This window comes from Streptomyces sp. NPDC096079, from assembly GCF_040303145.1.
Taxonomy (GTDB): domain Bacteria; phylum Actinomycetota; class Actinomycetes; order Streptomycetales; family Streptomycetaceae; genus Streptomyces.
The window spans coordinates 64,610-85,434 of sequence record NZ_JBEOST010000015.1; the positions used below are offsets into that span (position 1 = coordinate 64,610).

Here is a 20,825-nt window from a genome sequence, read left to right on the forward strand (position 1 = left end):
TCGCGTCACCTGCCGGTGTGACCGGCCTCCAGGTAGACCTGGTCCAGGATCGCCTCGCACTGGTCGCCCGACTCGCAGGAGATCTTGAGCGCGTTGGAACCCTTGTTGAGGTTCACGTAGGCGTACGTGTACGTCCAGCCCTTCTCCCAGTCGCCCTCGGCGGCCTTCGCGAAGTTGGACATGTTCACCGTGCGCGGCGTCTCGCCGTTGACCGTCAGGGACGTCTTGGCGTCCTTGCCGGGCACGCTGTACGTGATGCGGAGCGTGTACTCGCCGGTGTCCGGCACGTCGACCGACCAGCTCGCGGAGCTGCCCACGCCGGACAGGGTCACATAGGCGCCGTTGGTGCCCTTCGCGCCCTTCACGCCCGTCCCCGTCGTCGCCGAACCCCCCAGCGTCAGCGTCGCCGCGTCCTGCTTGGGGAGTTCCTCGGGGGTCTTCTCGGCGCTCGGCTCGGTGCTGGGCGTCTCCGAGACCTGCGAGGGCGCGGTCGACGGGGTGTTGCCGCCGGCCTTGTCGTCCTTGTCCTTGTCGCCGCCCGAGTTGGAGATCACCGCCGCCGCGATGCCGATCACGACGACCGCGACGACCGCGATCGCCCCGGTCAGCAGGCCCTTCGTGTTGGGCCCGCGGCCCGAGCCGCCGCGCTGGGGCGGGATCGGGGCCGTGCGGGGGCCCGGCTGTGCGCCGTACGTCTCCGGCGCCGCGTACTGCGCCTGCGGCTGGCCGTACGGGGACTGCTGCTGCGGCGGCACATAGGGCTGCTGCTGGTGGCCGTACTGGCGCTCGCCGACCGTTCTGACCTGGTTGTACGAGGTCCGTGGCACGCCCGGCTGCGCGGGCGCGGGGCCGGGGTAGCCGTAGCCGCCGCCCTGCGGGGGCTGGGCGCCCGCTGCCTGGCCGTCCGCGTACAGATAGCCGAACGGATCGTCGTCCTCGGGCTTGTTCGCGCCGTCGTTACCGGCAGCCATCCGGGTCATCCTCTCCATGCTCGCCAGCCGTCGCCGACCGGCCGAGCCTACCCCGAACGGACCAGCGCGCGACTCAGCCCGCCCTGCGGTGGACCTTCGCGCGGGAGCGCTTCTCCACGTACATCCGCTGGTCCGCCGAGTTCAGGACCTCTTCCACGGTCATCCCGCACTCGGCCCAGCCGATGCCGAAACTCGCCCCGACGCGGACCGCGCGCCCGTCCACCCGGATGGGCGGGATGATCGCGTTCCGGAGGCGTACGGCCAGGTCGGCGGCGTCGGCGGCACCGAGGCCGTCGGCGAGGACGACGAACTCGTCACCGCCGAGCCGGGCGACCGTGTCGCCGTCGCGCACGCCGGTGGTGAGCCGCCGCGCGACCTCGATGAGCACCGCGTCGCCCGTGTGGTGCCCGAAGCGGTCGTTGATCGACTTGAAGCCGTCGAGGTCGCAGAAGAGGACGGCGAGTCCCTTGGTGCCGTCGTCGACGTCGCCGCCGGTGGGCGCGACGATGTGGACGTGGTGGTCGTACGGCCCCGCGCCTCCCGCCGGCTCGAAACCGAAGCCGTGCTCGTGCTCGTGCTCGTACGACCGGGGCTCGTGGCCGGGCTCGTACGAGGGCTCGTACGCCGGGTCGTACGCGGGCTCGTAGCCGCCGCTGCCGTGCCCCGCCGCGTACCCACCGTCCCGCTGGGAGTCGTACGTGCCGTACGCGGCCTCGTCGCCCGGGGCCGACGGCCGCTCGCAGAGCCGCGCGGAGAGCCGGGAGCGCAGCTCGGCGCTGTTGGGCAGCCCGGTGAGCGCGTCGTGGGAGGCGCGGTGGGCGAGCTGGAGCTCGTGCCGCTTGCGCTCCTCGATGTCCTCGACGTGGGTGAGCAGGAAGCGGGGCCCGTCGGCCGTGTCGGCGACGACGGAGTTGCGCAGGGACACCCAGACGTACGTGCCGTCCCGGCGGCCGAGCCGCAGCTCGGCGCGGCCGCCCTCGGCGGAGGTCCGCAGCAGCGTCCCGATGTCCTCGGGGTGGACGAGGTCGGCGAAGGAGTAGCGGCGCATGACCGAGGCGGGGCGGCCGAGGAGCCGGCACAGCGCGTCGTTCGTCCGGAGGAGGCGGCCGTGCTGGTCGCCGCCCATCTCGGCGATGGCCATGCCGGAGGGGGCGTACTCGAAGGCCTGCCGGAAGGACTCCTCGGAGGCCCGCAGGGCCTGCTGCTCCCGTTCGAGGCGGACCAGGGCGCGCTGCATGTTGGAGCGGAGCCGGGCGTTGCTGATGGCGATGGCGGACTGCGAGGCGTACATCTGGAGCGCTTCCTGGCCCCAGGGCCCGGGGTGCCGGCCGTTGCGCGGGCGGTCGACGGATATGACGCCGAGGAGCTCACGGCCGGAGCCGGAGGCGTACATCGGGGCGTACAGCCGGTCGTGCGGGTGCCACTCGTCCTCGAAGCGGGGCGCGGGGCCGTCGGTGTGCCACTGGGGGACGTCGTCCTCCATCAGGACCCAGCCCTCGGTGTGCGGGATGAACCGCAGGTCGCCCCAGGAGACACCCATGGACAGACGGCGCTCCCAAGAGGAGCGGGAGCCGACACGGCCGGTGATCAGGGCCTCGGCGGCGGAGCTTCCGGCGAAGGCGGCGACGACGAGGTCACCGTCGGGGCGGACGAGGTTGACGCAGGCCAGCTCGTAGTTGAGACCGGCGACCACACCGTCGGCGACGGTCTGCAGGGTGTCCGCCAGGCTGCGGGCAGTGTTGAGGTCCGCCACGACCTGATGCAGCTGCCGCAGGGTCGAGAGACGGACGTAAGGCTCCGACTCGGTCTCCATCGCTCGCTCTCCCCGAGACCTCGACAGCAACTCCAGGGTTCTCATCGGCTTCGTGTTGCACTGTCACCGCCACTGAATCACAGCGAGCTGCGCACCCGGTACACAGGGTCAGCAAATACTGCTCTCTGTGACTCAAGTCACAGCAGCTCACGGCGGGTCATCCCCCGGGCGTGGCATATGCCGGGTCCTAGGTCCGGCGTCCGTCCCGAGCTGGTCCCCCGGCCCGATGCGGGGCGCCGAGGACCGTGGCTAGCGTGCGGATGTGCTGCAGAAGACCCCCACCTCGCCCCCCGTCACGGACCTGGCCATCCCTCATGCTGAGGGGGTGAGCAACGACGAGTTCCGGGCGGCGATGTCCCGCCTCGCGTCGGGCGTGGTCCTGGTGACCGCGCACGACCCCGACGACGGCCCCCGCGGCGAGGACGTCGGCATGACGGCCACCGCCTTCATGTCGGTCTCCCTCGACCCGCCCCTGGTCCTCGTCAGCCTCCGCAACGGCTCCCGCATGGACGACCTGCTCACCGACGTCCCGGTCTGGGCCGTGTCGATCCTCGCCGAGGACCAGCGGCACGTCGCCGGGCGCTTCGCGATGAAGAACCGGGTCAGCGACCGGCTGCTCTTCGCCGACCTGCCGTACACCCGCGGCGAGGAGAGCGGCGCCCCGCTGATCGGCGGCGCGCTGTCGGTCCTGGAGTGCCGCACGGAGAACCGCGTCGTGGCCGGCGACCACACCCTGGTCGTGGGCCGCGTCCTGACGGTCGCCCCCCGCCCGGCCGACGGCGGCCCCCTGACGTACTTCCAGGGGAAGTACCGCCGGCTGTCGTAAATGCGGTGCGGGCGGCCACCGCACCGGTCAGACTCACGCGATGACCGAGAAGATCACCCGCATCAACCCCGGGCAGCTGCACGCGACGCCCGGCTACCACCACGTCACGGTGGTCGAGTCGGGCCGCACGGCCTATCTGGCGGGGCAGTGCCCGCTCGACCGGAACGGCGCGCTGGCCGGCCCCGGCTCCTTCGAGGCACAGACCGACCAGGTCGCCGCGAACGCCCTCACCGCGCTGGCGGCGGTGAACTCCGGGCCGCAGCACGTGGTGCGGTCGGTGATCTACGTGCGGAGCGACGAGAGGAGCGACCTGGCAGCCGTGTGGAGCCGCCTCACGGCCTCCCCCCTGGGCCCGGCGTTCACCACCGCCAGCACCCTCCTGGGCGTCGCCCAACTGGGCTTCCCCGGCCAGCTCGTCGAGGTGGACCTCACGGTGGCGCTCCCCGACTGAGCCTCCCCCGGCGGCCACCGGCCGGCGCCGGTTCAGCTCCAGTCGCGGGACTGGCGGGTGCGTTTGGTCTCCGCGCGCTGCTTCTTCTCGCGCAGGCGGCGTTCGTTGATGCCCCGGGGGATCTTCGTGGGGCGGCGGGGCTTCGGGGGCGGGGCCGTCGCCTCGGCCAGGAGGGCGGCGAGGCGGACCGCCGCCGTCTCGCGGTTGCGCCACTGGGAGCGGTGCTCCGAGGCGCGGACCGTCACGACGCCGTTGACCAGGCGGGAGGCGAGGCGCTCCAGGGCGCGGGCCTTCCACACCTCGGGGAGCGCGTCGGTGGCCGCGAGGTCGAAGCGGAGCTCCACCTGGGAGTCGCTGGTGTTCACGTGCTGGCCGCCCGGCCCCGACGACCGCGAGAAACGCCACTGGAGCTCGGCCTCGGGCAGCGAGACGGAGCCGCGGATGAGATGGGGACCGGACATGCCCTCCATGTTCCCCGCAGGGGGCCGGACGAGTCATCCTGTTTTCCCGCGGCCGCGGGCGGGAACCGGCGGCGACCCCAGCGCGTTTCTCCAGGCGAGCGACGACATCACGACGAAAGGGACTTTCCATGGCTGTGAGCCTGTCCAAGGGCGGCAACGTCTCCCTGACCAAGGAGGCCCCGGGCCTCGCCGCCGTCACCGTGGGCCTCGGCTGGGACGTCCGCACCACCACCGGCACCGACTTCGACCTCGACGCCTCGGCGATCGGCGTGGACGCGGCCGGGAAGGTCGCCTCCGACGCCCACTTCGTCTTCTTCAACAACAAGTCGACGCCGGACCAGACCATCGTGCACACCGGTGACAACCGCACCGGCGAGGGCGGCGGCGACGACGAGCAGATCAACGTCAACCTCGCGGCCCTCCCGCCGAACGTCGACAAGATCGTCTTCCCGGTCTCCATCTACGACGCGGTGTCCCGCTCGCAGAACTTCGGCCAGGTGCGCAACGCGTACATCCGCATCGTGAACCAGGCCGGCGGCGCCGAGCTCGCCCGCTACGACCTCTCCGAGGACGCCGCCGTCGAGACGGCCATGGTCTTCGGCGAGCTGTACCGCAACGGCGCCGAGTGGAAGTTCCGCGCCGTGGGCCAGGGATACGCCTCGGGCCTGGAGGGCATCGCCCGCGACTTCGGCGTCAACCTCTGACCGAGCCGCACCCGACGGGCCCCGGCGTTCCGCGCCGGGGCCCTACCCTTGCGCGCGTGATCGTCGAAACCCTCCCGCACACGGAGGCGCACGCCCTCCCCGGACCGCTGCTCACCGAGCTCACCGCGCTGTACGCCTCCGACGAGGAGTTCCAGCAGCTCAGCGGCGACTTCCCGGATCCGTCCGACATCCGGCCCGAGCAGGTCGCGGCGGCCCTCGCGGAGGAGCTGGCGCAGCCGACCGCCGAGGTGCTGCTCGCCCGCTCCGGGGGCCGGCTCGTCGCCGTCGCCGTCACCCTGGACCGCCACCCGGACCCGGCCGATCCCGACCCGTGGCTCGGGCTCCTCATGGTCCACGCGGACGAGCGGCGCGCGGGCCACGGGCGCCGGCTCGCCGCGTACGTCGAGGACCGCTTCCGCACGGCGGGACGGACGGGGCTGCGGCTCGCCGTCCTGGAGAACAACCCGAAGGCGCTGGCCTTCTGGACCGCCCTCGGCTACGAGGAGACGGCCCGCCGCCCCGACCTGGCGCACGGACGCGCGTGCGTGGTCATGCGGAAGACCCTGACGGCCCGGGCCACCCCCTAGGGCTTGGAAGGCTTCTCGTCGCCGAAGAGCCAGACGTCCCACAGGGCGTCGAGGTCGCGGCCCGACACGCTCTCCGCGTAGGCCGTGAAGTCGTCCGTGGTGGCGTTGGCGTGGCGGTACTTCGCTGCCCAGCCGCGCAGGATCTCGCCGAAGACGCGGTCGCCGACGGTCTCGCGCAGCTTGTGCAGGACCATCGCGCCGCGCTGGTACACGGGCGGGTCGAAGATGTTCTCGGCGGCGGGCGGGGCGGCGGGCGGGAAGGCCCAGTTGGCGTCCTGGGCGAAGGCCTCCGCGAACCGGGTGCTCGCCGGGACGTGGTCGTACTCCTCCCCGTACAGCCACTCCGCGTACGTCGCGAAGCCCTCGTTCAGCCAGATGTCCCGCCAGGTCTCGGGCGTGACGGAGTCGCCGAACCACTGGTGGGCCTGCTCGTGGACGAGGGTCGGGCGGTCGAAGGAGCCGGCCGGGAAGATCGGCCGGGCCTGGGTCTCCAGGGCGTAGCCGAGGGTGCCGTCCCGGGTGACGATGGCCCCGGCGGCGGAGAAGGGGTACGGGCCGAAGCTCTTCACCTGCCGGGCGAGGAGCTCGGGGATCTGGGCCCGCAGCGCGGCGCTGCCCGCCGCGAGGGGCTTCTCGGCGGCGGTGAGGACGGGGACGGAGCCGAGGGCGGTCGCCGTCCCCGTCTCGTAGCGGCCGATCGCGACGGTCGCGAGGTAGCTCGCCATCGGCTCGGGCGAGTGCCAGACGGTGGTGACGCGGCCGTCCTTCTCCGTGCGGCGCGCGGTCCTGACGCCGTTCGAGAGGGCTTCGAGTCCGGCGGGGACGGTGATCTCGACGTCGTAGGAGGCCTTGTCGGAGGGGTGGTGGTTGCCGGGGAACCAGGTCATGGAGCCGGCCGGTTCGCCGACCGCGACCGCGCCGTCGGCGGTGCGGAGCCAGCCCTCCTTGGAGCCGTCGGCGTCGGTGAGCGGTTCGGGTACGCCCGTGTAGGTGACGGTGGCGCGGAACTCGGTGCCCTCGGGGATCTCCTCGCGGGGGCGGAGGGTGAGTTCGTTCGCGGCCCGGTTGTACGCGGCGGGGGCGCCGTCGACGGTGGCGCCGGTGACGGTGAGGCCGGCGAGGTCGAGGTTGAAGGCGCTGAGGTCCTGGGTGGCGCGGGCGGTGATCTCGGTGGTGCCGTCGAGGCGGCCGGTGGCCGGGTCGTAGGCGAGGGTCAGGCCGTAGTGGCCGACGTCGTAGCCGCCGTTGCCGAGCTTCGGGAAGAGGGGGTCGCGCACTCCGGCGGCGCCGGGGGTGCCGCGGACGCCTCCGGCGGCCTCGGTACAGCCGCCCGCGAGGAGGCCGAGGGCGGTGAGGGCCGCGGTGAGGGCGAGGGCGCCGGTACGGCTGCGTTGTGACACGTACCGATCTTAAAAGGTCAAAAACGAAAAAAGGCGGTGGCGCCCGGCGGGGGATCCGGGCGCCACCACCAGCTGGGGGGCTATCGCGCGGGTGTCACTTCGCGAGCGAGGCGACGCCGGCCTGGGCGAACTTCTCGTCCAGGTCGCCCGACGGGGCACCCGCGACGCCGATGCCCGCGATGGGGGCGCCCTTGGCGGTGACGGGGGCGCCGCCGGCGAGGAAGAGGGTGCCGGGGATGTCCTTCAGGGTCGGCGCGTTGGCCAGACGGCCCGCGAGGACGGAGGTCGGGGCGTTCCAGGAGACGGCGGTGTACGCCTTCTTCTCGGCCGACTCGTAGGACTGCGGGCCCGCGCCGTCGCCGCGCAGGGTGACGATGGTGTTGCCGTTGCGGTCGACGACCGCGACGGACACCCGCTGGTTCTCCTTCTCGGCGGCGTCCAGCGTCGCCTGCGCGGCCTTCGTCGCGGCCTCGATCGTCAGGTGCGTCGAGGTCATGGTGTTGCCGTTGTCGGCGTCGGCCATGACGGCGGCGGGAGCGGCGGCCGGGGCGGCGGCGTTCGCGGACACCACGCCGAAGGTACCGGCGGCGACGACAGCGGCGGCGGTGGCACCGAGGAGGATCTTCTTCATGACTGACTCCGTAAGAGGTGAGGAGGGGGAAGCCTTCGAGCGGTTCGTTCCTTCGCTCTGCATCGATCCTCCGCCCGGAACCCGTGCCCGACGGTCCACGGTCCGGCTGCCCTCCGCGCGCACACCGGACGACGCGCCTGTCAGCCGATCGGTTGATGCCCCGCTGGTCCCTCCGGGTCACCATGGACAGATACACGCAGGTCAGCTCGGTAGGGAGGCGGCACCGTGACCCGGTCCACCGAACACGACCCGGACGCCCGCTGGCTCGCCCGGGTCATGCACATCGCGTTCTTCCTGCTGCTCGGCGCCTCCCTCGCCCGCTTCCTGCTGCGGCACGGCTGGGAGGCCCGCAGCCCCTGGATCATCGCCCTCACCGGCGCGCTCGCCTCCCTCTACCTGCTCGGCCCCGTGCTCGGCACCCGCGCCACCCCGCGCCGCATCGCCTGGCTGGGCACGGTCGTCGCCGTCTGGGTCCTCCTCGTCGTCCTCGCGCCCAGCTTCGCCTGGTGCGCGGTGCCGCTCTTCTACACGGGCCTGCGCACCCTCCCGCCGCGCGCCGCGCTCGGCCTGGTCGCGCTGCTCACCGCCTTCGTGGTCTTCGCGCAGGTCCAGCTCTCGCACGGCGGCTGGGACCCGAACCTGATCGTCGCCCCGCCGGCCGTCGCCGCCCTCGCCACCGGCGTCTTCGTGTACTCCGACCGGCAGGCCGCCCGCCAGCGGGCGCTCATCGACGACCTGATCCGCACCCGGCGCGAACTCGCCGCGATCGAGCGCCGCGAAGGCACCCTCGCGGAGCGCCAGCGGCTGTCCATGGAGATCCACGACACCCTCGCGCAGGGCCTGTCCAGCCAGCAGATGCTGCTCCAGGCCGCCGACCGCACCTGGGACGGCGACCCGGTCACCGCCCGCCGTCACGTCCGCACCGCCGAGTCCATCGCCGAACGCAACCTCGCCGAGGCCCGCCGCTTCGTGCAGGACCTCGCCCCCGCCGACCTCGCCGGCGGCGGCGGCCTGGAGGAGGCCCTGCGCGGCCTCGCCGCCCGCGAGTCGGCCGCCTTCCGGATCGACGGGATCGCGGTGCCGCTGCCGGACCGGGTGCAGGCGGCGCTGCTGCGGATCGCCCAGGGCGCCCTGGCGAACATCCGCGAGCACGCCGGCGCCGACTCCGCCGCGCTCACCCTCAGCTACCTCGACGACCAGGTGGTCCTGGACATCGCCGACGACGGGCGCGGCTTCGACCCGGCGCTCGCGCGCGAGCAGGCCGAGCGGGGCCACGGCCTGCCCGCGATGCGGGTGCGGGCCCGGCAGCTCGGTGGCACGCTGACCGTCGAGTCCACCCCGGGCGAGGGCACGGTGCTCTCCGCCGCGATCCCGCTCTCCCTGGAGTCCTGATGTCCGTACGGATCCTCCTCTGCGACGACCACGTCGTCGTCCGCGCCGGTCTGCTCGCGCTGCTCGGCAGCACCCCCGACATCGAGGTGGTGGGCGAGGCGGGCAGCGGCGAGGAGGCCGTCGCCATGGCCGCGAAGCTGAAGCCGGACGTCGTCCTCATGGACCTCCAGCTCGGCGCGGGCATCGACGGCGTGGAGGCGACCCGGCGGATCGCGCCGACCGGCGTCCACGTCCTCGTCCTCACCACGTACGACACGGACGCCGACATCACGCGGGCGATCGAGGCGGGCGCGACGGGCTACCTCCTGAAGGCCGAGCGGCCGGAGGAGCTGTTCGCCGCGATCCACTCCGCCGCGCAGGGCCGCACGGCCCTCTCCCCGCCGGTCGCCAGCCGGGTGATGGACCGGATGCGCGGGGCGGCGGGGCCTTCGCTGACGGACCGGGAGCGGGACATCCTCGGCCAGCTGGGGCGCGGCCTCGGCAACCGGGAGATCGCGCGGGCGCTGTTCATCAGCGAGGCCACGGTGAAGACGCACCTGGGCCGGATCTACGCCAAGCTGGGCGTCGACACCCGCGCGGGCGCGGTCGCGGTGGCGAAGGAACGCCGGCTGCTGCCGTAGTCCGCCGCCTTCATCCGTTGGGCTGGTCCGGGGTGCCGTTCCCCCGTGCCGCACCGCCCCCACTGCTACGGTGCGCTGTCAACCGACCGCACGGTGTCATGTCTCAGTGGGAGCGCACGTGAAGCTCGCGATCGTCGGCGGCGGCCCCGCCGGCCTCTACCTCTCGATCCTGCTGAAGCGGCAGGACCCGTCCCACGAGATCACCGTGTACGAGCGGAATCCCGAGGGCTCCACGTACGGATGGGGCGTCACCTACTGGGCCGGGCTCCTCGACAAGCTGCGCGCGGGCGACCCCGAGTCCGCGGCCGCCGTCGCCGAGACCTCCGTGACCTGGACCGACGGGGTCGCCATCGTCCGCGACGAGCGGACCGTCCACCGGGGCGACGCCGGCTTCGGCATCGGGCGGCGGCGGATGCTGGCGCTGCTCGCCGACCGTGCCGGGGAGCTCGGCGTACGGGTCGGGTTCGAGCACGACATCGCGGGCCCGGACGCGCCCGAGCTGGCCGGAGCCGACCTGGTCGTCGCCGCCGACGGCGTCAACAGCGTGCTCCGGGAGGCACACGCCGGACACTTCGGCAGCGAGGTCACCAGCGGCCGCAACCGGTACATCTGGCTCGGCACCACCAAGGTCTTCGACTCCTTCAGCTTCGCCTTCAAGGAGACCGAGCACGGCTGGATCTGGTGCTACGCCTACGGGTTCAGCGGCGAACGCTCCACCTGCGTCGTCGAATGCTCCCCGGAGACCTGGAGGGGCCTCGGCCTCGACACCCTCGGCGAGGCCGACAGCCTGGGACTCCTGGAGAAGCTCTTCCACGACCTCCTCGACGGCCACGAGCTGATCGGCCGCGACCGCGCCGACGCCGGCGCCCAGTGGCTGACCTTCCGCACCCTGACCAACCGCGTCTGGCACCGGGGCAACCTCGTCCTCCTCGGCGACGCCGCCCACACCACGCACTACTCGATCGGCGCGGGCACCACCCTGGCCCTGGAGGACGCGCTCGCCCTCGCGGACGCCCTGAGCGCCCCCGGCGACCTGGACGCCGCCCTCACCGCGTACGGGAAGCGGCGCCGCGCCGAGCTCGTCTCCGCGCAGAGCGCCGCCCGCTACAGCGCCCAGTGGTACGAGAACCTGCCGCGCTACATGGCCCTGGAGCCGGCCAGGATGTTCGCCCTGCTCGGCCAGCGCCACTCGCCGCTGCTGCCGCACGTCCCGCCGCAGCTGTACTACCGGATCGACCGCGCCGCCGAGCAGCTGGAGGCCCTGCGTCGGCTCAAGCGCTGGCTCGGCCCGCGCGTGGCCCGAGCGGTACACGGCCGCCGCTGAGCGGCGGGGCGCACGGCTCCTCGCCGAGCTGGACGCGCGCGACCGGGCGCAGGTGGTGATCCTCGCGTACGGGACGGGGCCGGAGCCCTGAGCCGCCGGCCGCCCCGGCGCGCGCCGAGACGGGCACTGGCCCTGGCCGAGCCCGGCGACTCCGGCCGCCCCCGGCCGCCCCTGCCGAGCCCGGTCCCGTGCCGTGAGGGGCCCGGACCCGTGACACCATCGGTTCCGTGCTCGACATCGGCTACTCCCTCTCGCGTCGCTTCCCCGACCCTCCGCAGACCGACTACCGGCGGGCGGACGTCCACGCGCTGCGTCACGACCTCTTCTGCGGGGACGTGTACCTCGCCGACACCGAGGCGGACCGCGAGGTGTCCACAGCCTGGGGATGGGTGCCGGTGCTCGACTTCGCGTGGGCGCTGTGCGACATCGTCGAGCAGCTCGACCGGGACCCGCGCGGCAGCCGGGCCGCGCAGCCGCAGTACGCGGAGCTCGACTTCACCGAGTCCACGGACCGGATGCTCTTCGAGCGGCGCTTCGGATGGGTGGACGTCGAGGCGGACTGGATGCCGGGGGACGAGCCGCCGGTCACGTTCAACCACGCGGAACTCCGGCGTGAGGCCCGGGACTTCCTGCACGACCTGATCGCGGACCTCACGGACATGCACGAGGGCCTGGCCGACAACCCCACGATCTGGACCCTCCAGTCCCGCTTCCCCCGCGTCCCGTAGGACCCCCGCGCCGTCGTGGGTACGGCACGGCACGGGCGCTGCGCGCGCTCACGGCTCCACCCGGACCCCCAGCCGCGCCGCCAGCACCGGCGCCAGGTCGAGGAGTTGGGGCGGGGAGATCACCGCGCCCGCCAGCGACTCGACGCCCCGCGCGATCTCCAGGCGCTGCACCCCGCGCAGGTCCACGTCCCTGAGCCGCACCCCCGTGAAGTCCACCCCCGTGAGCACGCAGTCGGCGAACTCGACCCGCTCCAGGACCGCGCCCCCGAAGTCCGGCTCGCTCAGCACGCAGCCCTCGAAGACGACGTCCTTCAGCTTCGCCTCCCGCAGGTTCAGATAGTCGATCTTGCCGCCCCGGAAGACGACCCGCTCCAGGACCGCCCCGTGCAGCTGCGTCCCGCCGAGCCGGGCCTCCACGACCTCGACGTCCCGCAGCTGCGCCCCCGCCAGCTGCGTCCCCACGCCCCGCACCCCCGTCAGCACCGAGTCGAGGAACCGCGCCGCCGTCAGCCGCGTCCCGTCGAGCGCGCACTCCCGCAGCGCACAGTCGAGGAACCGGGCGCCCTCGCCGGACTGGTCCGTCAGGTCGAGCCCGGCCAGTTCGAGGCCGTCGTAGTCCCCGTCCGGAGCGAGCCCGCCCCCGTACTCCTCCAGCGGGGGCAGCCGGAGCTCCGGCCGTCGCGCCGCCGCCACCTTCTTCTTGCGATCCTTCCGATCCATGCCCCCATCGTGACCTACGCCACTGACAGCGCCCTTCATGTCACATCCGGCGTCCGTCCTCCCGTCCCCCGTACGAGACCGACGACGAGGGAGACGGACATGCGGAAGCTCACGATCATCGGTGGCGGCTTCGCCGGACTGACCGCCGCCATCACGGCCGCCGAGGCCGGCACCGCGGTGACCCTCCACGAGGCGCACCGGACGCTCGGCGGCCGGGGCCGCACCTCCGAGGGCCCGTACCGCACCAACGAGGGCCCGCACGCGCTCTACGACGGCGGCCCCCACTGGACCTGGCTGGAGCAGCGCGGCCTCATCGGAGCCCTCGCCGCGCTGCCGCCCGCCGAGGCCCTCCGCTTCCGCGTGCACCGCGACGGCGCCCTGCGCCGCACGCCGCCGCTGGGCCTGTTCCGTCAGGCCCGCCGCGCCCCGGAACAGGCGCCCGTCGACGTCGACTTCCGCACCTGGGCCACCGGTCTCGCGGGTGAGCGCACCGCGCGCGTGGCCGCCGCGTACAGCGGGGTCGCGCTCTTCCACCACGACCCCGGCTCCCTCTCGGCCCGCTTCGTGCAGGAGCGGCTGCACCGGTCCACGGCCCTGCCGCCCGAGGCGCACTACGTCCGGGGCGGCTGGGGGCAGCTGATCGAGCGGATGGCCACGCGCGCGCGTGAGCTGGGCGTGCGGATCGAGACCTCGTCCCGGGTCGACACCCTGCCGCTCGGCGCCGGGCCGGTGATCGTCGCGACCGCCCTGCCCGCCGCCGCCCGGCTCCTCGGCGACCCGTCGTTGACCTGGGAGAGCGGCCGTACGGTCCTGTTCGACCTGGCGCTGCGCACGCGGAAGGGCGATCCGTTCGTGATCTCGGACCTGGACGCGCCCGGCTGGATCGAGCGGTTCACCGCCCAGGACCCGTCGCTGGCCCCGGCCGGGCAGCAGCTGATCCAGGCGCAGCTGCCGATCGGCCCCGAGGCGTCGAAGGCGGACGGCGTCGCCCACGCCGAGCGGCTGCTCGACCTCGGTTTCCCCGGCTGGCGCGAACGGACGGTGTGGCGACGGGAGTCGGTCTCCCAGGGCCGCACGGGCGCGGTGGACCGCCCCGGCACCACCTGGCGCGACCGGCCGGCCGTCGACCGGGGCGACGGGGTGTATCTGGTGGGCGACCAGGTGGCGGCGCCGGGCGTGCTGTCGGAGGTGTCGTTCACGAGCGCGGTCGAAGCGGTGTCGCTGGCTCTGCGCGCGGACCTCCTGGACCGCCACCACAAGCACGGACTTGACCTCAAGCACGCTTGAGGTCGGAGGCTGTACACGCCGGTCCCGCCGGGCCGCCCGTACGACGACGACAGGGGAAACGTCATGCACGCCATCCGCCTCCACGCCTTCGGTCCCGCCGAGAACCTCACGTACGAGGAGACCCCCGACCCCGTACCGGGCCCCGGCCAGGTCCGCGTGCGGGTCACGGCGGCCGGCGTGCACCTCCTCGACGCCGCTCTCCGCGAGGGCGCCACCGGCCCCTTCCCGACGCCCGCCCCGCTCCCCACGATCCCGGGCCGCGAGGTCGCCGGCACCGTCGACGCCCTCGGCGAGGGCACCGACCCGACGTGGCTCGGCCGCCGGGTCGTCGCCCACCTCGGCATGAACCCGGGCGGCTACGCCGAACTCGCCGTCACCGACGCCGCCCGCCTGCACGCCCTGCCCGACCACCTCGGCGAGGCGGAGGCCGTCGCCATGATCGGCACCGGCCGCACCACCCTGGGCATCCTCGGTTTCACCACGCTCGGGCCCGACTCGGTCGCGATCGTCCCGGCCGCCGCCGGCGGCATCGGCACCCTGCTCGTCCAGTACGCCAAGAACGCCGGCGCCACCGTCATCGGCCTCGCCGGCGGCCCCGCGAAGACCGCCCTCGTCGAGGCGAACGGCGCCGACCTGGCCGTCGACTACAAGCGGCCCGACTGGCCGGAGCAGGTCCGCGCGTACCTGGAGGAGACGGGCCGCTCCGCGACCGTCCTCTTCGACTCGGTCGGCGGCGACACCGGGCGCGCCGCCGTCGACCTGCTCGGCAAGGGCGGACAGCACCTGGTCTTCGGCTGGTCCGGCGCCGGACTCCACGACGGCGAACCGCTCACGTACACCCCGGAGGAGCTCGCCGAGCGCGGCATCACCTCGGAGTCCGTCCTCGGCCCCGTCATGATCCGGAAGGCGGGCGGCGACATCCGCACCCTCGAACTCGCGGCCCTCGACGCGGCGGCCACCGGGACCCTGCGCCCGGCGGTCCACCGCTTCCCGCTCGCGGAGGCGGCGGAGGCCCACCGCGCCCTGGAGAACCGGGGCACGACGGGCAAGGTGGTCCTCATCCCCTGAGGACCGGGGGTCCCGTGGCCCGAGATCCCGTGGCCCGAGATCCCGTGGCCCGGAGTTCCGTGGCCCGGAGTTCCGTGACCCTGGGTCCGGTGCCCCGGGATCCCGTCGGGGATCGGCCGGTCACACCCCCAGCACGTCCCAGGAGTGCGCCTTGAACTCCTTCGCGAAGTCGGCGTGGTCCTCCCACATCCGGGCGATGGAGCGCAGCACGTCCCAGTTGTGCTCCAGCGCCTGGTCGACGACCTGGCGCAGCTCCGGCGCCGTCTCCCGCTTCTCCACGAGGCCGTTCACCGCCGACGCGGCCTGCACGGTGTAGCGCAGGGCCCGCAGCGCCCGCGAGGTGTCGTCCATGCCGAAGCCGTGGTCGCTGCCGGTCTCGGGGTCGAAGAGCGGGGTCAGCCGGGCCTCGATGAAGCCGGTGATCCGCTGGAAGCGCTGCTCGATGTCCGTATCCATGGATCCTTCCTACACCGTCGCCGCACCCAGCTCGGCCAGGGCCCCGTCCGTCAGCCGGTACACGGTCCACTCGTCCTGCGGGCGGGCGCCCAGGGACTCGTAGAAGTCGATCGAGGGCTTGTTCCAGTTCAGGACCGACCACTCCAGGCGCTCGTAGCCGCGCTCGACGCAGATGCGGGCCAGTTCCCGCAGCAGGGCCTTGCCGTGGCCGCCGCCCCGGGCCCCGGGGCGGACGTACAGGTCCTCCAGGTAGATGCCGTGGACCCCGCGCCAGGTCGAGAAGTTGAGGAACCAGAGCGCGAAGCCCACGGCCTCGCCCTCCGCCGTCTCGGCGATGTGCGCGAAGGCGGCGGGACGCTCGCCGAACAGGGCCTCGTGGAGCTGCTCGGGGGTCGCGCGGACCTCGTCGAGGGCCTTCTCGTACGCGGCGAGGTCGCGGATCATCTCGTGGACGACGGGAACGTCGGCAGGGGTGGCTGTACGGATCATGGGCCCACCCTGCCCCGGGTCAGGCCCTTCCCGCCAGCAGGATCCGCGCGGCGGCCACCTGCCCGGGGTCGAGGCCCGGCTCTCCGTCCTCGACGTCCCACAGCCCGTTCTGCAGGACCCTGCCCAGGGTCCACGCGGCCGCGCGGCCCCGGTCCCCGACGACCTCGGCGAGCAGATCGAACCGCCACAGGAACTGCTCCGGATCGAAGCGGTCCATCAGGGCCGGCAGCAGGTCGAAGCCCGGATCGCCGGCGAGGGGCTTCGGGTCGATGGCCAGCCAGGGTTCCCGCTCGGCCGCCAGCACGTTCCCGAAGTGCAGGTCCCAGTGGAGCAGCCGGTCGCCCGGTTCGCCCACCACCTCCCGTACGGCCGCCGCGCAGTCCCGCAGCACCGCCGCGTCGTCCGCGCCGAGCCGCGCCGCCGCCTGCGGGACGTCGGCGAGCATCCCGGCGGCGATGTCCGCGAGCGTCCGCAGGCCCTCGGGGGCGGGGACGGCGACGAGCCGGGCGAGCAGGTCCGCGACGATCCCGAGCGCCTCGCGGGTGTCCTCGACCGTGGACAGCGGCCGGGCCTCGACGAGCCGCTCAAGGAGCATCGTCCCGGTCGCGGCGTCGTGGTCGAGGAGCCGCACGGCGCCCGCCCCGTCCCAGACGCGCAGGCCGACGGGCTCCCCTTCCGACTCCTCGTCGAGGAGCTGCATCTTGAGGGCGGCCCGCAGGCCGTCCCGCTCCACCGGCAGCACCAGCGAGGCCACCCCGCACATCGACGGCCCGGTGACCTTCAGCCCCCAGCGGTCGAGGAAGTCCTCGGCCAGCCGGGGCAGCCCGGCGACGAACGCCCGGCCCGCCTCGCCGTTGTACTTCGCCTGGGACGCCGCGAGTTCCTCCGGTACGTGAATCACGGCGCCAGCCTAGGAGCCGGAAGCCCAGGAGCCGACCGGGTTTCCGGCCCCGTCCCCACCCCCGTGTCCACCGGCCCGAGGGTCCCTGTAGCCTCCCGCGCACGGACCCGGAAGAGGGATGGGACATGAGCACGATCAACGGCGGCATTTCGTTCTGGTACGCCCAGGAGGGCGCCCCCGCGCCCCGCGAACCGCTGCCCGGTGACACCACCGCCGACGTCTGCATCGTGGGCGGTGGCTACACCGGCCTCTGGACCGCCTACTACCTCAAGAAGGCCGTCCCCTTCCTCAACATCACCGTCCTCGAAGCCAAGTTCTGCGGCTACGGCGCCTCCGGACGCAACGGCGGCTGGCTCTACAACGGCATCGCCGGCCGCGACCGCTACGCCCGGCTCCACGGCCACGAGGCCGCCGTCCGCCTCCAGCAGGCCATGAACGCCACCGTCACCGAGGTCCTCGACGTCTGCGAGACCGAGAAGATCGACGCCGACCAGCACCGCGGCGGCGTCCTTGAGGTCGCCCTCTCCCCCGCCCAGCTCGCCCGGCTCAAGGCCTTCCACGCCGCCGAACTCGCCTTCGGCGAGACCGACCGCGAGCTGTACGGCGCCCGCGAGACCGCGGACCGCGTCCGCGTCACGGGAGCCGTCGGCTCCTCCTGGACCCCGCACGGCGCCCGCCTGCACCCCGTGAAACTCGTCAAGGGCCTCGCGGCGGCCGTCGAGGCCCTCGGCGTCACCCTCCACGAGTCGACCCCCGTCACCGAGATCAAGCCGAAGCACGCGATCACCCCGTACGGCACCGTCCGCGCCCCGTACGTCCTGCGCTGCACCGAGGGCTTCACCGCCTCCCTCACCGGCCAGCGCCGCACCTGGCTCCCCATGAACTCCTCGATGATCGCCACCGAGCCGCTCGGCGACGCCCAGTGGGAGTCGATCGGCTGGGACGGCCGCGAGACCCTCGGCGACATGGCCCACGCCTACATGTACGCCCAGCGCACCGCCGACGGCCGCATCGCGCTGGGCGGCCGGGGCGTCCCGTACCGCTTCGGCTCGCGGACCGACAACGACGGCCGCACCCAGCCGCAGACGATCGAGGCCCTCCGCGAGATCCTGGTCCGCTTCTTCCCGCAGCTGGCGGGCGTACGGATCGACCACGCCTGGTCCGGCGTCCTCGGCGTCCCCCGCGACTGGTGCGCCACCGCCACCCTCGACCGCTCCACCGGCCTCGGCTGGGCGGGCGGCTACGTCGGCTCCGGCGTCGCCACCGCGAACCTCGCCGCCCGCACCCTGCGCGACCTGATCCAGCAGGACTCCGGCCAGTCGGGACCCACGGACCTCACGGCCCTGCCCTGGGTGAACCACAAGGTCCGCAAGTGGGAGCCGGAACCCCTGCGCTGGCTCGGCGTCCAGACCATGTACGCCGCCTTCCGGGGCGCCGACCGTCGCGAGGCCACCGGCCACTCGGCGGAGACGGACCGCGTGGCGGTCCTGGCGAACCGCCTCAGCGGCCGCTGAGCCACGGGCGGGCGCTGAGCCACGGGCGGGCGGGGGCCAGGGAGCCCCCGCCCGCCCGCTCTACTCCACCTCGATCCCGAAGTCCCCCACGAGCTCCTCAAGACCGCCCCGGTACCCCTTCCCGCCGAGGACGAAGTCCCAGTCGCCGCCCGCCCGCCGCCGGAACGACCCCAGGACCAGCGCAGTCTCCCCCGGCCGCCCGTCCGACACCTCAAGCCGGTCGAGCTCGGCGCCCGCGTCGTCCCGCAGCCGGATCCCGGCGTCCGTGAACCCGCCCAGATCCGCGTCCGGGTTCACCTCCGGGTCCACGGCCGCCACCAGCACAAGACGGTCGGCCCGCGCGGGCAGCGCGTCGAAGCCGACCCGCACGGCGGCGCGGTCACCGGGCGCGGCCGCCACCATGGACACCGAACCGTCGGGCGTCGCCGGGTTGTTGAAGAAGACGAACCACTCGTCGCCGAGGACCCGGCTCCCGGCGCAGACCAGCGCGCACACGTCCAGGGCCGCGGACCCCGACCACACCATCCCGAGCAGGTTGAAGTCCTCGGACGCCTCGGCGGGAGCGGCCGCCGGAGCGGGCACGGCCGCAGCCGCGTCCGGCCCTCCCCCGCCCAGTCGCCCCCGCAGCCCGTGCTGGTGCAGCAGGTCCACCAGCTCCGTCCCCGCGATCAGGGTCAGCGGCTTGCCGTTGGCGAAGGTGTACGAACCGGGGCCGAACTTCGAGGTGGTGACGAGCACCCCCTTGTTCGCCCCCTGGTCCTGCACGGTCCCGAACAGATCCCGCACCGCGCTCGGCGGCACCGTGTTCCGGTACCGCTTGACCTGCACCACGATCGACCCGCCGCTGATCGGATCGGGGTCGAGCGCCCTGACGTCGACCCCGCCGTCACCGGACCGCTGCGTGGTCACCGCCTGGAGCCCGCGCGCGCGGAACAGCTCGGCGACGAGCCCCTCGAAGGCGATCGGGTCCATGGTGAGCAGGTCGGGCTCCGCCCCGTCCCCCTGCACCACCACGTCGGACCCCACCTGTCCCGGCTCCCGCAGCGGCACCACCGCGACCAGCTGGTCCGGCTTGGCCGAGAGCCGCCCGGACAGGGCGCCGGTGAGGCACTCGACGGCCCCCACGAGCTCCAGGTTCAGCCGGTCGAACGCCGGCCGCTCCACCACGACCGACGCCACGCACACGCGTGCGGCCAGCCCGGTCGCGGGATCGACCCCGTCGACGTACCCGTTCAGCGCGACCCCGTCCAGCGCCCCGAAGCGGTCGGCGGCGAACAGCTCCCGGACCGCGAGCAGCAGGCTCTGCGCCAGCACGTCCCGGTACAGGGCCCGCCGCTGCGTCACCGGCCGCGGCACCTCCTTCTCCTGGTCGGTGCTCGGCAGGTACTTCACGCCCTTGGCCTCGGGCACGACCTCGTACCCGGGCAGGTCCCAGTCGAGGACGAGCCCGCGCCCGGCCCGGTCGTAGGCGGCGGACACCTCCCGGGGGAAGCCCTCGGGCCAGGCGGTCGACGCGAAGAGCACGGCGGTGAAGTACTCGACGACGGTGTCGGCGTCCCCGTCCCGCAGGGCGGCGACGGTCCCGTCGATCCCGCTGTTGTGGGCGCGGATCTCGGCGCGGCGGGCCGCGGCCCACTCGTCGTACGCGCGCCGGTACGCGGCCAGTTGCTCGACCCGCCGCGCCTCGGCGGCCTGCGCGGCGTACCAGTCGTGCTCGAACCTGGCGCGCGCGTCCCGCTCCGCCTGGGCCCGCCCGGACGCGCTCCAGGCGGTCCCCTGCGGCTGGTAGAGCCGCTGGTCCGGCATGGCGACGGGCTCGCCCAGCGGCCCGGGGGCGAACGGCTCCACGTCCTCCGCGCGCCGCAGCGACCCCACGCCGAAGGCGGGCGTCCGGCAGCCGGTCGCGAGCAGCGACCCCAGGAGCTCGACCCGCCGGTCCAGCTCCTGGGTCCGCCGCAGGGCGTCGTCCTCCCGCTGGCGCCGGTACGCGGCCCGCTGCTCTCGCTGCATCCGGGCGACGTCCCGCTCGTACGCCCGCTGCTCCCGCTCGGCGTCCCGCTGCTGTCGCAGCACCGCCTGGTGCTGGCCCTCCCGCTGTCTCTGCGCCACCCGCTGCTGCTCGGCCCACACCCCGATCAGCCCACCGGAACGCCGGCTCATCCGCGCACCCCTCCCCAGAATCTCCCCGGTGACGACGGAGGGCCCCGGACGCGTCGCGCGTCCGGGGCCCTCCGTCACAGAGCCGCCTGTCGGAATCGAACCGACGACCTCAAGATTACAAGTCAAGCGCTCTAGCCAACTGAGCTAAGGCGGCAGCGAGTGAAGTGTAACCAACCCGGCCCCGGCGACGGTCGGAAATCTCACGGGTCCACGAGTGCTGACAGATCGGGCACCGGAGGGTAGCGTCACTTGCGGTTCACCCAGGTGGACTAGACCTCAATCCTTCCTTTACTCGGATCGTCCGGCACGTTCCTGCCGGTGA

At 73.7% G+C, this 20,825-nt stretch carries 21 protein-coding genes and 1 tRNA gene; 11 read left to right on the top strand and 11 right to left on the bottom strand.

Annotation, left to right across the window (positions count from 1 at the left end):
* Positions 1 to 5: 5 nt before the first annotated feature.
* Both ABTY59_RS26555 and cdgB read right to left on the bottom strand, forming a co-directional pair.
* Entirely contained in the window at positions 6 to 971 is a 966-nt protein-coding gene (locus ABTY59_RS26555; RefSeq protein ID WP_352021554.1) for a CBM35 domain-containing protein, read from the bottom strand.
* Positions 972 to 1,044: 73 nt separating this feature from the next.
* On the bottom strand, positions 1,045 to 2,784 hold the full coding sequence (cdgB, locus tag ABTY59_RS26560; protein ID WP_352021555.1) for a diguanylate cyclase CdgB: 1,740 nt from the start codon (positions 2,782 to 2,784) through the stop codon (positions 1,045 to 1,047).
* Positions 2,785 to 3,046: 262 nt separating this feature from the next.
* Here cdgB and ABTY59_RS26565 point away from each other — a divergent pair, with 262 nt between their 5' ends.
* Positions 3,047 to 3,610 (top strand): flavin reductase family protein, encoded by a 564-nt coding sequence (locus tag ABTY59_RS26565; protein ID WP_352021556.1) that lies wholly within the window; start codon positions 3,047 to 3,049, stop codon positions 3,608 to 3,610.
* A gap of 40 nt (positions 3,611 to 3,650) precedes the next feature.
* Entirely contained in the window at positions 3,651 to 4,061 is a 411-nt protein-coding gene (locus ABTY59_RS26570) for a RidA family protein (protein WP_352021557.1), read from the top strand.
* Between the two features lie 32 nt (positions 4,062 to 4,093).
* Here ABTY59_RS26570 and arfB read toward each other — a convergent pair whose 3' ends face one another.
* Complete coding sequence (gene arfB, locus ABTY59_RS26575; protein WP_352021558.1) at positions 4,094 to 4,531, bottom strand: alternative ribosome rescue aminoacyl-tRNA hydrolase ArfB; 438 nt, start codon at positions 4,529 to 4,531, stop codon at positions 4,094 to 4,096.
* Between the two features lie 119 nt (positions 4,532 to 4,650).
* On the opposite strand from arfB, the gene ABTY59_RS26580 reads away from it, so the two are divergent.
* Together ABTY59_RS26580 and ABTY59_RS26585 are read left to right on the top strand one after the other, a co-directional pair.
* Positions 4,651 to 5,226: a TerD family protein gene (locus ABTY59_RS26580; RefSeq protein WP_073911578.1), complete on the top strand. Its 576-nt coding sequence runs from the start codon at positions 4,651 to 4,653 to the stop codon at positions 5,224 to 5,226.
* A 56-nt stretch (positions 5,227 to 5,282) separates the two neighbouring features.
* Positions 5,283 to 5,813: a GNAT family N-acetyltransferase gene (locus ABTY59_RS26585; RefSeq protein WP_352021559.1), complete on the top strand. Its 531-nt coding sequence runs from the start codon at positions 5,283 to 5,285 to the stop codon at positions 5,811 to 5,813.
* Here the strand turns inward: ABTY59_RS26585 and ABTY59_RS26590 are convergent.
* Positions 5,810 to 7,213, bottom strand: coding sequence for a M1 family metallopeptidase (locus ABTY59_RS26590; RefSeq protein ID WP_352021560.1), 1,404 nt, complete (start codon positions 7,211 to 7,213; stop codon positions 5,810 to 5,812). The two genes, ABTY59_RS26585 and ABTY59_RS26590, sit on opposite strands and share 4 nt — an antisense overlap.
* 94 nt (positions 7,214 to 7,307) lie before the next feature.
* On the bottom strand, positions 7,308 to 7,844 hold the full coding sequence (locus tag ABTY59_RS26595; protein WP_352021561.1) for a GlcG/HbpS family heme-binding protein: 537 nt from the start codon (positions 7,842 to 7,844) through the stop codon (positions 7,308 to 7,310).
* Between the two features lie 276 nt (positions 7,845 to 8,120).
* On the opposite strand from ABTY59_RS26595, the gene ABTY59_RS26600 reads away from it, so the two are divergent.
* The 4 genes from ABTY59_RS26600 (at position 8,121) to ABTY59_RS26615 (ending at position 11,908) form a co-directional block, all read left to right on the top strand.
* Positions 8,121 to 9,236, top strand: a complete 1,116-nt coding sequence (locus ABTY59_RS26600; protein ID WP_403543080.1) for a sensor histidine kinase — start codon at positions 8,121 to 8,123, stop codon at positions 9,234 to 9,236.
* Positions 9,236 to 9,856 carry a response regulator gene (locus ABTY59_RS26605; RefSeq protein WP_015035223.1) on the top strand — a complete coding sequence of 207 codons (621 nt, stop codon included), beginning with the start codon at positions 9,236 to 9,238 and terminating at the stop codon, positions 9,854 to 9,856. The genes ABTY59_RS26600 and ABTY59_RS26605 overlap by 1 nt, the downstream gene beginning before the upstream one ends.
* A 118-nt stretch (positions 9,857 to 9,974) precedes the next feature.
* Positions 9,975 to 11,180 (top strand): FAD-dependent monooxygenase, encoded by a 1,206-nt coding sequence (locus ABTY59_RS26610; protein WP_352021563.1) that lies wholly within the window; start codon positions 9,975 to 9,977, stop codon positions 11,178 to 11,180.
* A 227-nt stretch (positions 11,181 to 11,407) separates the two neighbouring features.
* A complete protein-coding gene (locus ABTY59_RS26615) occupies positions 11,408 to 11,908 on the top strand; it encodes a hypothetical protein (protein WP_352021564.1) in 501 nt (166 codons plus the stop codon).
* 48 nt (positions 11,909 to 11,956) lie between these two features.
* Here ABTY59_RS26615 and ABTY59_RS26620 read toward each other — a convergent pair whose 3' ends face one another.
* The gene (locus ABTY59_RS26620) at positions 11,957 to 12,628 is read right to left on the bottom strand and encodes a pentapeptide repeat-containing protein (RefSeq protein WP_352021565.1); all 672 of its coding nucleotides are present in this window, start codon (positions 12,626 to 12,628) and stop codon (positions 11,957 to 11,959) included.
* A 99-nt stretch (positions 12,629 to 12,727) separates the two neighbouring features.
* On the opposite strand from ABTY59_RS26620, the gene ABTY59_RS26625 reads away from it, so the two are divergent.
* Positions 12,728 to 13,915: an FAD-dependent oxidoreductase gene (locus tag ABTY59_RS26625; protein ID WP_352021566.1), complete on the top strand. Its 1,188-nt coding sequence runs from the start codon at positions 12,728 to 12,730 to the stop codon at positions 13,913 to 13,915.
* Positions 13,916 to 13,978: 63 nt separating this feature from the next.
* Positions 13,979 to 14,983, top strand: a complete 1,005-nt coding sequence (locus ABTY59_RS26630) for a zinc-binding dehydrogenase (RefSeq protein WP_352021567.1) — start codon at positions 13,979 to 13,981, stop codon at positions 14,981 to 14,983.
* 120 nt (positions 14,984 to 15,103) lie between these two features.
* On the opposite strand, the gene ABTY59_RS26635 is transcribed toward ABTY59_RS26630, so the two are convergent.
* The 3 genes from ABTY59_RS26635 to ABTY59_RS26645 are packed head-to-tail and all read right to left on the bottom strand — an operon-like array spanning position 15,104 to position 16,829.
* A complete protein-coding gene (locus ABTY59_RS26635) occupies positions 15,104 to 15,439 on the bottom strand; it encodes a hypothetical protein (protein WP_352021568.1) in 336 nt (111 codons plus the stop codon).
* Positions 15,440 to 15,448: 9 nt separating this feature from the next.
* Positions 15,449 to 15,928, bottom strand: a complete 480-nt coding sequence (locus ABTY59_RS26640; RefSeq protein ID WP_352021569.1) for a GNAT family N-acetyltransferase — start codon at positions 15,926 to 15,928, stop codon at positions 15,449 to 15,451.
* 19 nt (positions 15,929 to 15,947) lie between these two features.
* Complete coding sequence (locus ABTY59_RS26645) at positions 15,948 to 16,829, bottom strand: aminoglycoside phosphotransferase family protein (protein ID WP_352021570.1); 882 nt, start codon at positions 16,827 to 16,829, stop codon at positions 15,948 to 15,950.
* Between the two features lie 125 nt (positions 16,830 to 16,954).
* Between ABTY59_RS26645 and ABTY59_RS26650 the strand changes: the two genes are divergently transcribed.
* Complete coding sequence (locus ABTY59_RS26650; protein WP_352021571.1) at positions 16,955 to 18,343, top strand: NAD(P)/FAD-dependent oxidoreductase; 1,389 nt, start codon at positions 16,955 to 16,957, stop codon at positions 18,341 to 18,343.
* Positions 18,344 to 18,403: 60 nt separating this feature from the next.
* Here ABTY59_RS26650 and ABTY59_RS26655 read toward each other — a convergent pair whose 3' ends face one another.
* Together ABTY59_RS26655 and ABTY59_RS26660 are read right to left on the bottom strand one after the other, a co-directional pair.
* Positions 18,404 to 20,503 carry a restriction endonuclease gene (locus ABTY59_RS26655; protein WP_352021572.1) on the bottom strand — a complete coding sequence of 700 codons (2,100 nt, stop codon included), beginning with the start codon at positions 20,501 to 20,503 and terminating at the stop codon, positions 18,404 to 18,406.
* An 80-nt stretch (positions 20,504 to 20,583) separates the two neighbouring features.
* Positions 20,584 to 20,657: transfer RNA gene (locus ABTY59_RS26660), tRNA-Thr, on the bottom strand.
* Positions 20,658 to 20,825 lie beyond the last annotated feature (168 nt).

What these genes read in the sequence shown, in the direction of transcription:
- ABTY59_RS26600 (WP_403543080.1), top strand. Translation starts at nt 8,121, where the DNA reads ATGCACATCGCGTTCTTCCTGCTGCTCGGCGCCTCCCTCGCCCGCTTC.
- ABTY59_RS26595 (WP_352021561.1), bottom strand. Translation starts at nt 7,844, where the DNA reads ATGAAGAAGATCCTCCTCGGTGCCACCGCCGCCGCTGTCGTCGCCGCC.
- ABTY59_RS26555 (WP_352021554.1), bottom strand. Translation starts at nt 971, where the DNA reads ATGGCTGCCGGTAACGACGGCGCGAACAAGCCCGAGGACGACGATCCG.
- ABTY59_RS26630 (WP_352021567.1), top strand. Translation starts at nt 13,979, where the DNA reads ATGCACGCCATCCGCCTCCACGCCTTCGGTCCCGCCGAGAACCTCACG.
- ABTY59_RS26620 (WP_352021565.1), bottom strand. Translation starts at nt 12,628, where the DNA reads ATGGATCGGAAGGATCGCAAGAAGAAGGTGGCGGCGGCGCGACGGCCG.
- ABTY59_RS26570 (WP_352021557.1), top strand. Translation starts at nt 3,651, where the DNA reads ATGACCGAGAAGATCACCCGCATCAACCCCGGGCAGCTGCACGCGACG.
- ABTY59_RS26605 (WP_015035223.1), top strand. Translation starts at nt 9,236, where the DNA reads ATGTCCGTACGGATCCTCCTCTGCGACGACCACGTCGTCGTCCGCGCC.
- ABTY59_RS26655 (WP_352021572.1), bottom strand. Translation starts at nt 20,503, where the DNA reads ATGAGCCGGCGTTCCGGTGGGCTGATCGGGGTGTGGGCCGAGCAGCAG.
- cdgB (WP_352021555.1), bottom strand. Translation starts at nt 2,784, where the DNA reads ATGGAGACCGAGTCGGAGCCTTACGTCCGTCTCTCGACCCTGCGGCAG.
- arfB (WP_352021558.1), bottom strand. Translation starts at nt 4,531, where the DNA reads ATGGAGGGCATGTCCGGTCCCCATCTCATCCGCGGCTCCGTCTCGCTG.
- ABTY59_RS26625 (WP_352021566.1), top strand. Translation starts at nt 12,728, where the DNA reads ATGCGGAAGCTCACGATCATCGGTGGCGGCTTCGCCGGACTGACCGCC.
- ABTY59_RS26580 (WP_073911578.1), top strand. Translation starts at nt 4,651, where the DNA reads ATGGCTGTGAGCCTGTCCAAGGGCGGCAACGTCTCCCTGACCAAGGAG.
- ABTY59_RS26640 (WP_352021569.1), bottom strand. Translation starts at nt 15,928, where the DNA reads ATGATCCGTACAGCCACCCCTGCCGACGTTCCCGTCGTCCACGAGATG.
- ABTY59_RS26650 (WP_352021571.1), top strand. Translation starts at nt 16,955, where the DNA reads ATGAGCACGATCAACGGCGGCATTTCGTTCTGGTACGCCCAGGAGGGC.
- ABTY59_RS26635 (WP_352021568.1), bottom strand. Translation starts at nt 15,439, where the DNA reads ATGGATACGGACATCGAGCAGCGCTTCCAGCGGATCACCGGCTTCATC.